This is a genomic window from Rouxiella silvae (assembly GCF_002093625.1).
In the GTDB taxonomy this organism is placed as follows: Bacteria; Pseudomonadota; Gammaproteobacteria; order Enterobacterales; family Enterobacteriaceae; genus Rouxiella; species Rouxiella silvae.
The window spans coordinates 16,690-31,380 of record NZ_MRWD01000035.1; the positions used below are offsets into that span (position 1 = coordinate 16,690).

14 protein-coding genes and 1 tRNA gene are annotated in these 14,691 nt (G+C 50.8%); 11 read left to right on the plus strand and 4 right to left on the minus strand.

Annotated features, from left to right (window positions below):
- The first annotated feature begins 4 nt into the window (after positions 1-4).
- Together phoQ and BS639_RS14795 are read left to right on the plus strand one after the other, a co-directional pair.
- Positions 5-1,459, plus strand: coding sequence for a two-component system sensor histidine kinase PhoQ (gene phoQ, locus BS639_RS14790; RefSeq protein WP_084983475.1), 1,455 nt, complete (start codon positions 5-7; stop codon positions 1,457-1,459).
- A gap of 140 nt (positions 1,460-1,599) precedes the next feature.
- On the plus strand, positions 1,600-2,721 hold the full coding sequence (locus BS639_RS14795; RefSeq protein ID WP_084983476.1) for a ribosomal protein uL16 3-hydroxylase: 1,122 nt from the start codon (positions 1,600-1,602) through the stop codon (positions 2,719-2,721).
- Between the two features lie 65 nt (positions 2,722-2,786).
- On the opposite strand, the gene BS639_RS14800 is transcribed toward BS639_RS14795, so the two are convergent.
- Positions 2,787-4,004, minus strand: coding sequence for a Bcr/CflA family multidrug efflux MFS transporter (locus BS639_RS14800; RefSeq protein ID WP_055778948.1), 1,218 nt, complete (start codon positions 4,002-4,004; stop codon positions 2,787-2,789).
- A gap of 44 nt (positions 4,005-4,048) precedes the next feature.
- Positions 4,049-4,753 (minus strand): 16S rRNA pseudouridine(516) synthase RsuA, encoded by a 705-nt coding sequence (gene rsuA, locus BS639_RS14805; RefSeq protein ID WP_055778951.1) that lies wholly within the window; start codon positions 4,751-4,753, stop codon positions 4,049-4,051.
- A gap of 315 nt (positions 4,754-5,068) precedes the next feature.
- Between rsuA and BS639_RS14810 the strand changes: the two genes are divergently transcribed.
- Entirely contained in the window at positions 5,069-6,829 is a 1,761-nt protein-coding gene (locus tag BS639_RS14810) for a DEAD/DEAH box helicase (RefSeq protein WP_139804114.1), read from the plus strand.
- Between the two features lie 148 nt (positions 6,830-6,977).
- Complete coding sequence (gene rplY / locus BS639_RS14815; protein ID WP_045047279.1) at positions 6,978-7,262, plus strand: 50S ribosomal protein L25; 285 nt, start codon at positions 6,978-6,980, stop codon at positions 7,260-7,262.
- 96 nt (positions 7,263-7,358) lie between these two features.
- Here rplY and yejK read toward each other — a convergent pair whose 3' ends face one another.
- Complete coding sequence (gene yejK / locus BS639_RS14820; protein ID WP_084983478.1) at positions 7,359-8,369, minus strand: nucleoid-associated protein YejK; 1,011 nt, start codon at positions 8,367-8,369, stop codon at positions 7,359-7,361.
- A 210-nt stretch (positions 8,370-8,579) separates the two neighbouring features.
- On the opposite strand from yejK, the gene BS639_RS14825 reads away from it, so the two are divergent.
- The 4 genes from BS639_RS14825 to BS639_RS14840 all read left to right on the plus strand — a co-directional run bounded on the left by BS639_RS14825 (position 8,580) and on the right by BS639_RS14840 (position 11,340).
- A complete protein-coding gene (locus tag BS639_RS14825; RefSeq protein WP_055778961.1) occupies positions 8,580-8,807 on the plus strand; it encodes a YejL family protein in 228 nt (75 codons plus the stop codon).
- 24 nt (positions 8,808-8,831) lie between these two features.
- Positions 8,832-10,601 (plus strand): LPS biosynthesis-modulating metalloenzyme YejM, encoded by a 1,770-nt coding sequence (gene yejM / locus BS639_RS14830; RefSeq protein WP_084983479.1) that lies wholly within the window; start codon positions 8,832-8,834, stop codon positions 10,599-10,601.
- 76 nt (positions 10,602-10,677) lie between these two features.
- Positions 10,678-10,754 (plus strand) — tRNA-Pro (locus BS639_RS14835).
- Between the two features lie 175 nt (positions 10,755-10,929).
- Positions 10,930-11,340, plus strand: coding sequence for an Exc2 family lipoprotein (locus BS639_RS14840; RefSeq protein WP_084983480.1), 411 nt, complete (start codon positions 10,930-10,932; stop codon positions 11,338-11,340).
- Positions 11,341-11,456: 116 nt separating this feature from the next.
- Here BS639_RS14840 and BS639_RS14845 read toward each other — a convergent pair whose 3' ends face one another.
- Positions 11,457-12,227: a DeoR/GlpR family DNA-binding transcription regulator gene (locus BS639_RS14845; protein WP_084983481.1), complete on the minus strand. Its 771-nt coding sequence runs from the start codon at positions 12,225-12,227 to the stop codon at positions 11,457-11,459.
- A 99-nt stretch (positions 12,228-12,326) separates the two neighbouring features.
- Here BS639_RS14845 and BS639_RS14850 point away from each other — a divergent pair, with 99 nt between their 5' ends.
- From BS639_RS14850 to BS639_RS14860, 3 genes are read left to right on the plus strand one after another with little or no spacing between them, the layout of a single operon-like run.
- Complete coding sequence (locus tag BS639_RS14850) at positions 12,327-13,100, plus strand: inositol monophosphatase family protein (RefSeq protein WP_084983482.1); 774 nt, start codon at positions 12,327-12,329, stop codon at positions 13,098-13,100.
- 39 nt (positions 13,101-13,139) lie between these two features.
- Entirely contained in the window at positions 13,140-14,276 is a 1,137-nt protein-coding gene (locus tag BS639_RS14855; RefSeq protein ID WP_084983483.1) for an MFS transporter, read from the plus strand.
- Between the two features lies 1 nt (position 14,277).
- On the plus strand, positions 14,278-14,661 hold the full coding sequence (locus tag BS639_RS14860; protein WP_084983484.1) for a VOC family protein: 384 nt from the start codon (positions 14,278-14,280) through the stop codon (positions 14,659-14,661).
- The last annotated feature ends 30 nt before the right edge of the window (positions 14,662-14,691 follow it).

The window sequence follows — 14,691 nt, forward strand, 5'->3', positions numbered from 1 at the left end:
AACAGTGATCCCGAAAAACAAGAATCCCTTCTCGCTCCGCTCGCGCTACATGATGGCTACCGCCGCAGTCGTTCTGGCGCTTTCGCTCGCCTACGGCCTGGTGGCCGTGGTCGGGTATCTGGTCAGCTTCGATAAAACAGCCTATCGTTTGCTGCGGGGCGAAAGTAATCTGTTTTTCAGCCTGGCGCAGTGGCACGATGATAAATTAACGATCAACGTGCCGCCCGACCTTGATATCAACTTCCCAACGTTGGTGTTCATCTATGACAGCAGCGGCAAGCTTTTGTGGGCTCAGCGCCGCGTACCGGATCTAGAAGCGCAAATCAGCAAATCGTGGCTTAACAAAGCCGGTTTCTACGACCTAGATACTGACACCCTCACCTCCAGCGAAGTGGTAGGCAATAATCCGCAGGCGCAAGACCGACTAAAATCGTATGACCAAACCAACGCCACCGCCATGACACACTCGGTGGCAGTGAATACTTACCCTGCAACATCACGCCTGCCTGCATTGAACATCGTGGTGGTCGACAGCATTCCGCAGGAGTTGCAGCATTCTGATCTGGTGTGGCAATGGTTCAGCTATGTGCTGCTGGCAAACCTGCTGCTGGTGGTGCCGCTGCTGTGGCTGGTTGCCTACTGGAGCCTGCGCCCAATCAAGTCGCTGATTATTCAGGTTGCCGAGCTTGAGACCAAAGAGCGTGATTTACTTGATGAGCAGACGCCGCTTGAGCTGCGTGGCCTAGTGCGCAATCTGAATATTCTTCTCAGCAGCGAACGTGGCCGTTACGATCGCTACCGCACGACGCTCGCCGATTTAACTCACAGCCTTAAAACGCCGCTGGCAGTTCTGCAAACAACCCTGCGGTCCCTGCGTAACGGCAAAGAAATGAGCATCGAAAAAGCCGAACCGATTATGCTGGAGCAGATAAGCCGCATTTCGCAGCAGATTGGCTATTACCTGCATCGCGCTACGTTAAGATCCGAGCACCTGATTCTGGTGCGCGAGATCCACTCAGTGCCCGCCCTGCTCGACAGCCTCTGTTCCGCCTTGAATAAAGTTTATCAGCGCAAAGGCGTGGTACTGACGCTGGACATCTCGCCCGAAATTACCTTCATCGGGGAGAAAAACGACTTTATGGAAGTGCTGGGCAACGTCATCGACAATGCCTGCAAATATTGTCTCGAATTTGTTGAAATCACCGCTATTCATACAGAAAACGAATTAGTGATTCTGGTTGAGGACGACGGTCCGGGGATCGCCAAGCATCAACGTGAGCTTATTTTCAAACGAGGCCAAAGAGCCGATACTCTTCGTCCAGGTCAGGGCCTTGGCCTTTCATTGGCCAGTGAAATCATTGAACAGTACAGCGGCAAAATTCTGATTGGCGACAGTGAGCTTGGCGGGGCCAGCATGCGTATCTCCTTTGGCCAGCAGTATGACAGCGACCAAGCATAAAAGAAGTGCACTTTGCCCACTCTGGAATACGTCTCGAAGAATTAGCGCTATTGTGAAAAATTGCCGGCGATTGCCTAAGCCAGCGCGGTGATGTTCCGTTATAATCCTTGTCAGACATTAGCAATCCGTGGAAAAGACAAATGGATTATCAACTTGATTTAGACTGGGACGATTTTCTCGCGCGTTATTGGCAGAAACGTCCGGTCCTGCTTAAACGTGGCTTTAAAAACTTTATCGATCCCCTTTCCCCGGATGAGCTGGCGGGGCTGGCAATGGAAAGCGAAGTAGACAGCCGCCTTGTCAGCCACGAAAAAGGCCGCTGGCAGGTAAGCCACGGTCCCTTTGAAAGCTACGATCATCTTGGCGAAACGAATTGGTCCATTCTGGTTCAGGCCGTAGATCATTGGCATGAGCCTTCAGCACGCCTGATGCGCCCTTTCCGTCAAATACCCGATTGGCGTATGGATGATCTGATGGTCTCCTTCTCGGTTCCGGGGGGCGGCGTGGGTCCACACCTCGATCAATACGACGTCTTCATTATTCAGGGTACGGGCCGTCGCCGCTGGCGCGTGGGCGAGAAGATTGCGATGAAACAGCATTCGCCACACCCTGACCTACTGCAGGTCGAGCCTTTCGATGCCATCATCGATGAAGAAATGGAACCCGGCGACATTATCTATATTCCGCCTGGTTTCCCGCACGAAGGCTATTCGCTGGAAAACGCCATTAACTATTCGGTTGGATTCAGAGCACCAAGTTCACGTGAAATGGTCAGTGGATTTGCAGACTATGTGTTATCACGCGAGCTGGGTAGCAAACGCTACAGCGATCCTGAATTGGTCAGACGCGAACATCCTGCTGAGGTTCAACAGCATGAGCTCGACGGTCTGCGTAACATGATGACCGACTTGGTGGCTAGCCCTGAGCATTTTAATAGCTGGTTTGGCGAGTTTATTTCACAGTCGCGCCACGAGCTTGACGTTGCGCCACCGGAACCGCCTTATCAGCCAGGTGAAGTTTACGAATTTCTTGAATCAGGCGAGGCACTGCAACGTCTAGGTGGACTGCGTGTACTGAAAGTCGGCGATCGCTGCTATGTGAACGGTGAGCCGATTGTCACCGAGCATACTGCGGCGGCCGATGCGTTAACCCGTAATTTGAGCGTAACTCAGGCTATGCTCGGCGACGCGCTGGAAGACCCTTCCTTCCTCGCCCTGCTTTGTGCGTTGGTGAACAGCGGTTACTGGTACTTTGACGAGTAATGTTTGAAAATCCTCCCCCTGTCTACGTTTTCGCGTTGCCGGGGGGAAGATTTAAAGACATTCAACTACGAGGAGTTAGCCGTTTTTTCTACTGCCATCTTTGGCGGCCTGCTGGCGTAAAGATACAGCACCACTGACGCGATAATACAAAACGCCATTGACCCCACCATCGGCCAAGCGCTGTGCGCCGGGAACATCGCCAAAAGTGAACCCACCAGCGCACCGGTGCCAAAACGTATCGTGCCTGCCAGAGATGCGGCGGTTCCAGCCATGTGCGGGAAGTCGTCCATAATTACAGCCATTGCATTCGATGTTACCATCGCGATACAACCCACATAGCCCGCCACGCCGAACACCAATGCCCAGAAGCCTAATCCAAAAGCACTAACAACTAGCAGCCAAAGCCCCATTGTCAACTGAATCATCAAGCCCAAACGGAACATTTTAACCGCCCCCAAACGACGGACGTTACGGCTGTTAAAAAAGGTCAGGATCACCAAGAACACCACATTCAGCGCAAAATAGAAGCCGAAATTTTGCGGTGATACGCCGTTGAGTTCGATGTAAACAAACGGACCTGCGCTCAGAAACGAGAACATACCGGCAAACGAAAAACCGCTGGCCAGCATATAGCTCAGCACCCGCTTGTGACGAAATAGTGTAGCGAAGTTGCCCAAGCTGGTACGCATATGAAAGCGTTGCCTGCGCTCTTTGGGTAGGGTTTCTTTAATAAACACCGCCACCAACACCGCGGCTATCAACGCGGCAATCGCCATAGCCCAAAAAATAGCGTGCCAGCTAAACCACAGCATTAGCGCACCGCCCAGCATTGGGGCCAGCAGAGGCGCCACAGTCATCACCAGCACGACGAAAGACATCATTCGCGAGAATTCATCTTTGGTGAACATATCGCGCATTAGGGCATTGATAACCACGCTGGCCGCCGCGGCTGAAAGGCCGTGCAAGAAGCGCATGTTGACCAGCTGTTGTACCGAGTCCGACAGTGCACAGGCCGCAGCGGCAATGGCAAACACCAGCGCGCCCCAGAAAATAACCGGTTTACGCCCGAGACTGTCGGCCATCGGGCCATAAAATAGCTGACCCACGGCAAAGCCCAATACGTAGGCGCTCAGCGTCATTTGCACACTGCCAGCCGGAACGCCAAACTCCTGGGCAATCATTGGCATACTCGGCAGATACATGTCGATAGCCAACGGCATCAACATCGACAACAGTCCCAAAATCAGGATCAGACCTAAATGAGACGTCCGCGGTTCTTGCACTTTTTACAGCTCCTGTTAAAAATGAAAACCTGTCATTCAGATGACTAGCGAGGAACGACCACTGAAGCAATTTCTGCTTCAGTCAGTGGGCGGTATTCGCCTGGCTCAAGGTCTTCGTCCATCGTAATTTCGCCAATTCGCTCACGGTGCAGCTCCACAACGCGATTACCCACGGCGGCGAACATGCGTTTCACCTGGTGATAGCGGCCTTCGCTGATGGTTAAACGCACCACGTGCTCACTGACCTGCTCAAGCTGAGCAGGCTTGGTCAGCGAGTCTTCATTGTGCAGTTGAACACCGGCGGTAAACTGCTCGGCGGTATCTTCAGCCAGCGGCAGCTCAAGCGTCACCAAATAGGTTTTTTCACAGTGATGCTTAGGTGAGGTAATGCGATGCGACCACTGGCCGTCGTCGGTCATCAGCACCAGACCCGTGGTGTCGATATCAAGACGACCCGCGGCGTGAAGCTTGTAGGCAACCGGCTCTTCAAGGAAATAAAGCACGGTAGGATGGTCAGGATCGTCAGTCGAACAGACGTAACCCTGCGGCTTGTTAAGCATGAAGTAACGGAAGCCGGTGATTTGCTCCAGCACGTTACCGTCAAATTCAACAGACATTTCCGGGGTCAATTTTAACGATCCGCTCTTGACCACTTCGCCGTCTACGGTAACGCGCTTTGCACGCAGTTCACGCGCGACTAACGCACGGCTTACACCTAACTGTTGAGATAAAAACTTGTCCAATCGCATTGAATCTACTTAGCCTTTCTTGGCGAACGGGGAATGCTCGCGCTTTAATAAAACACAACACCCCGCTGCTGCATCATGCTGCAACCGCAGGGTGTAAAAGTATTATTTAATGAATTTGAATGGGCAGTCTGCCTGCCGTTGAGAATGGGTATTATAGCGGGCCTTGCGCTGAAATGTCGCGTCTATCTGTAAAACTTAGCAGACTAAATTTTATCAGAGGAGTGCTCTAGCACCGTTCGCCTTGTTAGAGAATAATTGGCATACTGACACTCTGTTTTTATCTGCCACCGAAAGTTTTGGGTCGTCATGCAAGCCATTCCCTTTACACTCCGCCCTTATCAGCAAGAAGCCGTAGACGCCACACTGAAGCATTTTCGTCGCCATGATGCGCCTGCCGCTATCGTGCTGCCTACCGGTGCGGGGAAAAGCCTGGTGATTGCCGAGTTGGCAAGAGTGGCCCGTGGGCGCGTGTTGGTGCTCGCGCACGTTAAGGAACTGGTGGCGCAGAACCACTCAAAATATCTCTCTTACGGACTGGATGCCGATATTTTTGCCGCCGGACTGAACATCAAACAAAGTCAGGGGAAAGTGGTATTCGGCAGCGTGCAGTCGGTTGCGCCCAATCTGAATAAGTTCGACAGCGCATTTTCTTTGTTGATTATTGATGAATGTCATCGTATCAGCGACGATGATAACAGCCAGTATCAGCAAATTATCGCCCATTTGCGTAGCCAAAATCCGCGCCTACGATTATTGGGGCTGACCGCCACGCCTTATCGCCTTGGTAAAGGCTGGATCTACCAATTTCACTATCAGGGTATGGTGCGCGGTGATGATAAGTGCCTGTTTCGCGACTGTATTTACGAGTTGCCGCTGCGCTACATGATAAAACATCAGTTCCTGGTGCCGCCGGAACGTCTAGACATGCCGGTGGTACAGTATGATTTCAGCCGCCTACAGCCCAACAGCAGTGGGCTTTTCGCCGAAGCGGATCTCAACCTCGAACTCCGTCAGCAGGCACGCATCACGCCGCACATTGTTAATCAAATCATTGATTTCGCTAAAGATCGCAAAGGTGCGATGGTTTTCTGTTCGACGGTTGAGCACGCAGGCGAAGTATTCAAACTGCTGCCCGCCGGAGAGGCAGCACTGGTGAGCGCGCAAACGTCAGCCCAAGACCGAGATCAGTTAATTAACGCGTTTAAACAGCAAAAATTACGTTATCTGGTTAACGTTTCGGTGCTTACTACTGGCTTTGATGCGCCGCACGTTGATTTAATTGCTATTTTGCGCCCCACTGAGTCAGTCAGCCTTTATCAGCAAATTGTGGGTCGAGGACTGCGACTGGCGCCGGACAAGACCGACTGCCTGATCCTTGATTACGCAGGCAATCCGCACGACCTGTTTACGCCTGAGGTAGGCAGCCATAAACCCGCCGGTGACAACAAACCGGTGCAGGTATTTTGTCCGGCCTGTGGTTTTGCCAATATATTCTGGGGTAAAACCACGGAAGACGGCACCGTAATTGAACATTTTGGCCGCCGCTGTCAGGGCATTCTTGAAGATGATGAAGACAACCGCGAGCAGTGCGATTTTCGCTTTCGCTTTAAAAGCTGTCCACACTGCGGTGCAGAAAATGACATTGCCGCCCGCCGGTGCCACCAATGTCAGGAAATACTGGTCGATCCCGACGATATGCTCAAAGCAGCGCAGAGGCTTAAAGACGCTCTCGTGCTGCGCTGCGGCGGTATGAGTCTTGAAACCGGCAAAGATGATAAAGGCGAATGGTTAAAGATTACCTATTACGACGAGGACGGTGCCAGCGCCAGCGAACGCTATCGCCTACAAACGCCTGCCCAGCGTACGGCCTTTTTGCATAACTTTATGCGCCCGCATCAGCGTGCACCTGGCGTTGAGCTGGTGTGGCACAACGCGGCAGATATCATTGCCCAACAGGCGCTGCTGCGGCATCCCGACTTTGTTGTCGCGCGTATGAAAGGTCGGTTCTGGCAAATTCGTGAGAAGATCTTCGATTATCAGGGGCGTTTTCGCCGCGCTTATGCGCTACGAGGTTAGCGGTTTAAGACATATTCAGGGATTAATCATTTGCCGTGCGGGTGATACTTCGGTAACATACCGCCCGCTTTCGCCATGTGCGAAGCGAAGATCTATCACCTGTTGCTGGGTCGCCTGTAACAGTAATTTTCTTATTAAGAGAAAAATCATGACTACTATTAATGCACAAGTACGTACTGCGCAGGGTAAGGGTGCGAGCCGCCGCCTGCGCGCAGCAAACAAATTCCCAGCTATCGTTTACGGTGGCTCTGCTGAACCTATCTCTATCGAGTTGGACCATGACTCTGTAAAGAACCAGGAACTGAAAGCGGAATTTTACAGCGAAGCAATCACTCTGGTTATCGACGGTAAAGAAACCAAAGTTAAAGTTCAAGCTGTACAGCGTCACCCGTTCAAGCCAAAACTGGCTCACATCGACTTCGTTCGCGTTTAATCGCAAACTGAGTAGATGCGCATAGGGACGCCTACGCGAGAACAATAAAAAACGCCGCTTGATGCGGCGTTTTTTATTGCCTGAATTTGGTGAAACTCAGCTGTTGCCGCTGCCTGAACGACGCTGTAACTGGTCACGCAGGTTCGGGGGCGTGCCTTTAATCGTCAAAGTATCCGTCGCCGGATCCCAGAAAATACGTTCACCCATCAGCATGGCATCGAAGTTGATACTTACGCCACCGCCGCTGCCGGCAAACTTGGTCAACTGACGCAGCGTACTGCGGTCGGCCGGGAAGCTCTCTTCCAACTCATAACCCTGATCGGTCGAAAATTGTTTAAAGTCTTTATCACCCAGCGGCGGTAACCCCTGCGCCAGCTCCTGCAATTCAATCTCTTCACCCGCCTGCAACTGATCATTGCAGTAGGTATACACCTGCTGACGGTAGTTCTGTCGTTCATTCTTATCTAGCTGCGCTTGCGCGCAGTAGTCATCAACGGCCTGCAACAGCCCGCGGTTCTGCGCCTTGGTATCCAGACCGACTGATGCACCGAGGAAATCCATAAAGAAGTCAGAGACTTTACGGCCCACTCTACCCTTGAGGAACGTCAGATAACGCGTTGATTCCGGATTGGTTTCCCATTCAGTCAGATCAATACGCGCCACGATATCGGCGTGGTTGATATCGAGATAATGAATGCTGCTCACATCAAGTTGCTCGTTTACGCGCATGCTGCTGCGGCTGCTCAGCACGGCAACCAGCAAATACTCGACCGCCAAGAAACGATAGTGGCAGAACAGCACAACGCCACCTTCGGCAAAAGGATATTTCGCCAGCTCGTCGCGCAGACGCCCCGTCGCGGCGCGGCTAAATCCGAGAAAATCCTCATCACCCTGACGACAGTCGCGCAGCGCGGTGGCCAGCTCGCTGTCTTGGTTAAACAGGCCATAAGCTTTGTTTTTAGCGCTGTAAACGCGATGCAGCTCGGCCATCATCTCTTCAACCGCCGAATTCGGGGTTAAAAGGGTATCGCGCAGCACAACATCCAGCGTCTGCTCGTCGCGTTTATTCAACTGGTGTAGAGCAATTTGCTCGAGATCCAGACTCATTTGACCATCTCCTGTTCATTTAGGGTATTCCCCTGCGCCGCGTATTCAAACACTGAAGCGCACCTGCTGCAAGCCATTACCCGTACACTCGAAACCTCTGGTAACAGGGGCAGACACTAACCCAGCGTTATTAACGTTATAAAAATGCGGAAACTCATGCCGCGATAAGTTAAGATATTGGACTTTGTAAAGCTTTGAGCACATTAATCTATGCCACAATCATCCCGTTATAGTGACGAACACGTTGAGCAACTGCTGTCTGAGTTAGCCACCGTTCTGGAAAAACACCGCGCGCCAACCGACCTTTCTCTGATGGTTTTGGGCAATATGGTGACTAACCTTATCAACACCAGCGTCGCTCCTGCTCAGCGTAAAGTTCTGGGACGTTCGTTTGCCGATGCCTTGCAAGCATCTATAAGAGAAGACAAAGCCCATTAATTTAATATTTAGCCAAATCCTTTTATGGTGACAAATAGTCCACGCTATCGCGAAAAAGTATCCCAGATGGTGAGTTGGGGGCACTGGTTCGCCCTATTCAATATTCTGCTTAGTCTTGGACTCGGTAGCCGATATCTATTTGTTTCTGACTGGCCCTCCTCGCTTGAAGGCAGGATTTACGCGCTGGTCAGTTGGCTAGGTCATTTTAGCTTTGTCGGCTTTGCCGTGTATCTGCTGATCGTTTTCCCACTGACGTTTGTGGTGATGTCGCAGCGTTTGCTGCGTTTCCTGTCGGCTATACTCGCCACCATTGGGCTGACCCTGCTGCTGGTAGACACTGAAGTATTTACCCGCTTCCACCTGCATATTAACCCCGTGGTGTGGGAGCTAGTGGTGAACCCTGGTCAGGCCGAATTGGCACGTGACTGGCAGTTGATGTTTATCTGCGTGCCGATTATTTTCCTGATAGAGATGCTATTCGGCACGTGGGCGTGGCAAAAGCTGCGCAGCCTCAACCGCCGCAGCTTTGCCAAACCGTTGGTAGTATTGTTTATTTGCTGCTTCTTTGCTTCGCACCTGATGTACATTTGGGCGGACGCCAATTTCTATCGCCCTATCACCATGCAGCGATCCAATTTACCGCTGTCATACCCCATGACCGCGCGTAAATTCCTTGAGAAGCATGGTCTGCTTGATGCTCAAGCCTATCAGCAACGCCTCATCGAACAAGGCGATCCTGAGGCGATTTCAGTCGAATATCCGCTGAATACCATCAGTTTCCTTGATAAAGGCAGTAACTATAATTTACTGATGATCGTGGTCAATGGCCTGAATGCCACCACGATGTCAAAAACCATGCCTCAGCTGAGTCAATTTGCCAGCAATAACGTGAATTTCACCCACCACTTCAGCTCCGGCAATCAGGATGATACAGGGCTATTTGGACTATTTTATGGCATCTCTCCAACCTATCTTGAAGGGATTATTACCTCACGCAAACCGTCGGCATTAATGACCTCTCTTGCTCAGCAAAATTATGAATTTGGCCTGTTTGCCTCTGACGGTTTCAACAGCCCGCTTTATCGCCAGGCGCTGCTTTCCGACTTCTCGCTGCCGCCGGCAACAAGTCAGGACGACGCGCAAACCACCCAGCAATGGGAACAGTGGTTGAATGCAAGAAGCGCACGTCCGTGGTTCTCTTATCTCAGTTTTAGCGGTACCACTAGTGCTACAGCCCCCGGTAAAGACGGTAAAAAACCGTCAGCAGCAATGATAAATCGTCGCTATCAACAAGGCGCCGAAGAAGTTGACGGGCAAATCGCCGACGTGCTCAAGAAGCTGCAGGACAAAGGTATGCTTAACAATACGGTAGTGGTTATTACCGGTTCGAAGGGCGTTGACCTTAATGCGCAGCAAAACTCGATGGACACCGAGCAGATTCAAGTCCCGCTGGTTATCCATTGGCCTGGCACACCGGCTCAAACGGTGAATAAACTGACTGCCCATGAGGACGTGATGACGACCTTAATGCAACGCCTGCTGCACGTTACCACCTCGCCGGCTGACTATTCTCAGGGTGAAGATCTGTTTGCCGCGCGCCGGACCAATAACTGGGTCTCCAGCAGCAACGACGGCGCACTGGTGATAACGACCCCAACGCAGACTATTCGCCTGGACAATAACGGCAACTATCATGCCTACGACAGCCACGGTCTTGAGTTAAAAGACCAACGCCCGGAACTGGGCCTACTGCTGCAGGTACTGACCAACCAGAAACGATTTGTAGCGAACTAGTTGCTTAAAATTAAAGCAGTCGTGAGCGCAGCATATTGATTTTAAAGCCTGAATGCGTAGACTGTTTAACCAGCATCGGCATGTAGCGCAGCTTGGTAGCGCATCGTCCTGGGGGGGCGAGGGTCGGAGGTTCAAATCCTCTCATGCCGACCAACTATTCTAGATAGGTCAAGGGGTTAATCGAAAGGTTAGCCCCTTTACTTTATGCGGTAAACTGCATAACCCTCTCGCCGTATAAATATTCCCGTTCTCAATCTGAACATATTTACTTGCTGATGACACTGTTGTTTAATGGTTTTTCAGCTAATAAAATCAGGAAGATAACGTAATGTTGAAGAAAGGGATTTTACCTCTCGCGGTTTCTATTTCGCTCGTACTTTCGGCCTGCAATAGTCAACAAACTAGCGTTGACAGAAATGCTCGCCACGTCGCTCAAGAAATTGCACAAAACCACTTTGATCCCAATACTCGTCCTTTAACGGCCGACAATATCAGAGTAATGAAACCCGTTATGCAGCAGTTCTATGATATCGGTAAACGAGATCAGGCTTCTGGGATGACCCCCGTTCAAGCTATGGAGCGTGCCCTTTTAATCGGTACAAGCGGCATAATTCAGGGTGGCGATAAAGCCATGTATGCCGGTCAGACCTATACCGTTGACGATCCGATTACGCAGCAAAAAATGATTGCAAAAGGTGCCACTGCCTCTTATCTCGATGGTTATAACGGCGTCCCTTAACCATTAATTGATGCGCTGACTTCCCGACGCGACTCAAATATCATTGCACCGGCCAAGAGGCAGTCACCCAAGGTTGCCTCTTCTGATTAAATCAGCGCTCAATGACCCATCACTCATTACACCGTGTAGATGCGAATATCATGCTCACGAAAGGCGGAGTAGTACTCGCGGCTGATATTTTCTTCGACCACCATCACATCAATCTGGCTGCTGTCGGCGACAACGTAGCGGGCCACGGCCGGAATTTTATCGGCAGTGAGTCCAACAAGGGTTTCATTGCACTGTCCAATGATGGCTTTTTTAAATTCGCAATCTGCATAGTCAAATCCGGTCAACCCCGTTTCTGGGGCCATAGCGCAGCCACCAATAAACCCTTGGTCAAACATTACGCCCTTCAACTGAGTGACGGCGGAAGTCCCCACACATCCTCCGGAGGCTCGCTGAATCTGCCCTCCCAGCATTATCACTTCAAACAACGGTTTTTTTAACAAAATGACGGCAATCTCCGCAGAGTTTGTCACGACCGTGAGGGCCATATCGGCAGGCAACGCGTCGGCGATTGCTAAATTAGTTGTCCCGCTGTCGATAAAAATACAGCTGCCGTGCTTGACCAGTTGTGCACATTTATGCGCGATACTGCTCTTTTTATCCCTATTTAGATCCCGACGACCGGAGATATCACCGGCTTCAGGCAATGCTATTACAGCACCGCCATAGACTTTTTTACACACCCCTTTCTTACTAAGCTCATGTAAATCACGGCGAATTGTGTGTTCTGACACCTTGAGCTGCGCAGCAAGTTCGTTGCAAACCACCCGGCCACTGTCCAGAAGGATCTGTTTAATGAGGGCTTGTCGTTCCTTAGGGAAAGCTGCATAATCGAGCACGTAAACTCCTAAATAAATAAACACTGAGCAATAAGGAGCATGATCGTGCATCGCTACTGTGTCTGTCAACGTCCCTTTACCGGAGAAGTGTCCTGAAAAATGTTAACCCTGCCTGATATTAACTTTCTCCATCAGCTGGCTGCGCTGGCCGAGCATAAGATTCTCACCCCTTCTCGCCCGCAGTACGCTACTGAGGTAGCAGAATCGCTCACCCGTGAATTGCGGGACGCGATCGCTATAGAAATTGAGGATGAGTTAAAAAACCACATTCTTAACGCTTATCCGACCCACGTTGTGCACACGTCATACCTGATGCCAACTCCAGCACACAGTGAATTTGAATGGGTCATCAAACTGTTTGCCAGCCGGGTGCAGGGTGTTTCCTGCATCGGCATGTTAATCGGGCTAGCCATTAATGGCGTTACTGAAATGTGCATGTTAAGTCATCCTTTTACCCGCGAACGTTTTTGGTCTGACGGCACACAGACGAGAATATTCAGTCCGGTGGGCGAATTTGAGCTGTCAACACGCCAGAATATTCGCCTGGATCAGGCAATTCTACATATCAATACCGACTTTGATTTCACAACCGGCAGCGGTTGGGTTAAAGAAATACGCGACAGCGTTTTAGTGACGCGTCGAGGCGACCCCTATTACGCCTTGGCCATGTTGGCAACGGGCTACCTTGATATTTGCATCATTGCGGCAGAGTCGATCGCCGAATTTATGCCTGCGCTTATTCTGATACAGAATGCCGGTGGTCTTTTCACGGTTTATGAAAGCCGCCTCCCCGGCGCCAGCAATATGATCATCGCCAGCGGATCGCAGACCGTGCACCATCAAATTCTGCAATTAATGATGCCTATAACTTAAGCATTTAAGCTTCAATAACTCACTGATTAGAGATTTAAGATGAATGAAAAGATAGCGACGAGATGTGTGTTTTTTATTGCCGGTCTGGCAACGTCATCATGGGCAGCGATGGTGCCCTTCGCCAAAATGAATACTGGTGTAAACGACGCGCTACTTGGCGTGCTGTTATTGTGTTTGGGCGGCGGAGCCATTATTTCTATGCCGTTAGCCGGACTATTATCCTCCCGCTTTGGCTGTCGGAAAGTTATTACCTGCGCGGTAATTATTATTCTACTGTCTATGCCATTTTTAATTCTGGCTAATAACCCCATCATTTTGGGTCTGCTTTTGCTTATGTTTGGCGTTGGCATTGGGCTCACTGACTGCACGATGAATATTCAGGCTATTTTGGTGGAGAAAAATGAAAATACGCCACTGATGTCGGGATTTCACGGCATGTACAGCGTGGGGGGCATCGCAGGCGCGGGGCTGATGACCAGTCTGATGAGTCTGGGGTTCAGCATCTTTACCTCAACGCTCATGGTGGCAGTGCTGGTCTGTGTACTGATTACTCTCAGCTTTCGTCATTTACTGTCGTATGCCAATCCGGCAGAAGGCCCGGCCTTTGCCATCCCGAAAGGAGAGGTTCTTCTCTTGGGCGTGATTTGCTTTATTGTTTTCCTTGCCGAAGGGACGGTGCTCGACTGGAGCGCTGTTTATCTGGTTGAAGTCAGAAACGTAGCCGATTCTTTGGGTGGGCTTGGCTTTATCTGCTTTGCCACGGCAATGACCGTCGGGCGTCTTGGCGGTGATGCGATTATAAAACGCTTTGGTCAGCTTCGCGTGGTGGTGTACGGCGCCATCTTGGCCTTCATTGGGTTTTGCTTAATATTTACCTCCGACGCCCTCCCTCTTCTGCTAACAGGCTATCTGCTGATTGGTGCGGGTTGCGCCAATATCGTTCCCGTGATGTTCAGCCAGATAGGCAAACAGAAAAGCATGCCACAAAGGGTCGCCGTACCTGCCGTAACCACACTGGGATATATCGGCGTACTGGCAGGCCCAGCATTGATTGGCTTTATTGCTCACCACAGTTCATTGCCCCATGCTTTTGTTTTTGTGGCTGCGCTGATGGTAGTGGTTTTAATGCTCAGCATCATTATGAACAAAAATATGAAAATCCGAGGAGACGCTTAACATGAAAATCGCACATATTGCTTTATGGACCCATAACCTGGAAACACAGGCACGTTTCTGGGTCGATTTTTTCGATGCAGAGATTAACGAGAAATACAGCAGCCAGACCAATCTGGGGTTTGAATCCTATTTTGTAAAAATAGCGGACGACATTGCCGTAGAATTAATGACTAAACCAGGGCTTAGCGAATGTCTGCCTGATAATAGCACCCGCGGATGGGCGCACCTGGCAATATCTGTGGGTGGGCAGGATGAGGTGGATGCCCTAGCGAGAAAGGCTGAAGCACTCGGAATTCTGGTCTCTCAGCCACGAACCACTGGCGATGGTTATTACGAGGCGGTGATTAAAGACCCTGATGGAAACTTGATAGAAATTGTCGAATAGGCTGTGTTGTAGAGTGCAGCGCATGATTAC

Coding starts and splice junctions, on each gene's coding strand:
- BS639_RS14795 (WP_084983476.1), top strand. CDS start 1,600: ATGGATTATCAACTTGATTTAGACTGGGACGATTTTCTCGCGCGTTAT.
- rsuA (WP_055778951.1), bottom strand. CDS start 4,753: ATGCGATTGGACAAGTTTTTATCTCAACAGTTAGGTGTAAGCCGTGCG.
- rplY (WP_045047279.1), top strand. CDS start 6,978: ATGACTACTATTAATGCACAAGTACGTACTGCGCAGGGTAAGGGTGCG.
- yejK (WP_084983478.1), bottom strand. CDS start 8,369: ATGAGTCTGGATCTCGAGCAAATTGCTCTACACCAGTTGAATAAACGC.
- BS639_RS14825 (WP_055778961.1), top strand. CDS start 8,580: ATGCCACAATCATCCCGTTATAGTGACGAACACGTTGAGCAACTGCTG.
- yejM (WP_084983479.1), top strand. CDS start 8,832: ATGGTGACAAATAGTCCACGCTATCGCGAAAAAGTATCCCAGATGGTG.
- BS639_RS14840 (WP_084983480.1), top strand. CDS start 10,930: ATGTTGAAGAAAGGGATTTTACCTCTCGCGGTTTCTATTTCGCTCGTA.
- BS639_RS14850 (WP_084983482.1), top strand. CDS start 12,327: ATGTTAACCCTGCCTGATATTAACTTTCTCCATCAGCTGGCTGCGCTG.
- BS639_RS14855 (WP_084983483.1), top strand. CDS start 13,140: ATGAATGAAAAGATAGCGACGAGATGTGTGTTTTTTATTGCCGGTCTG.
- BS639_RS14860 (WP_084983484.1), top strand. CDS start 14,278: ATGAAAATCGCACATATTGCTTTATGGACCCATAACCTGGAAACACAG.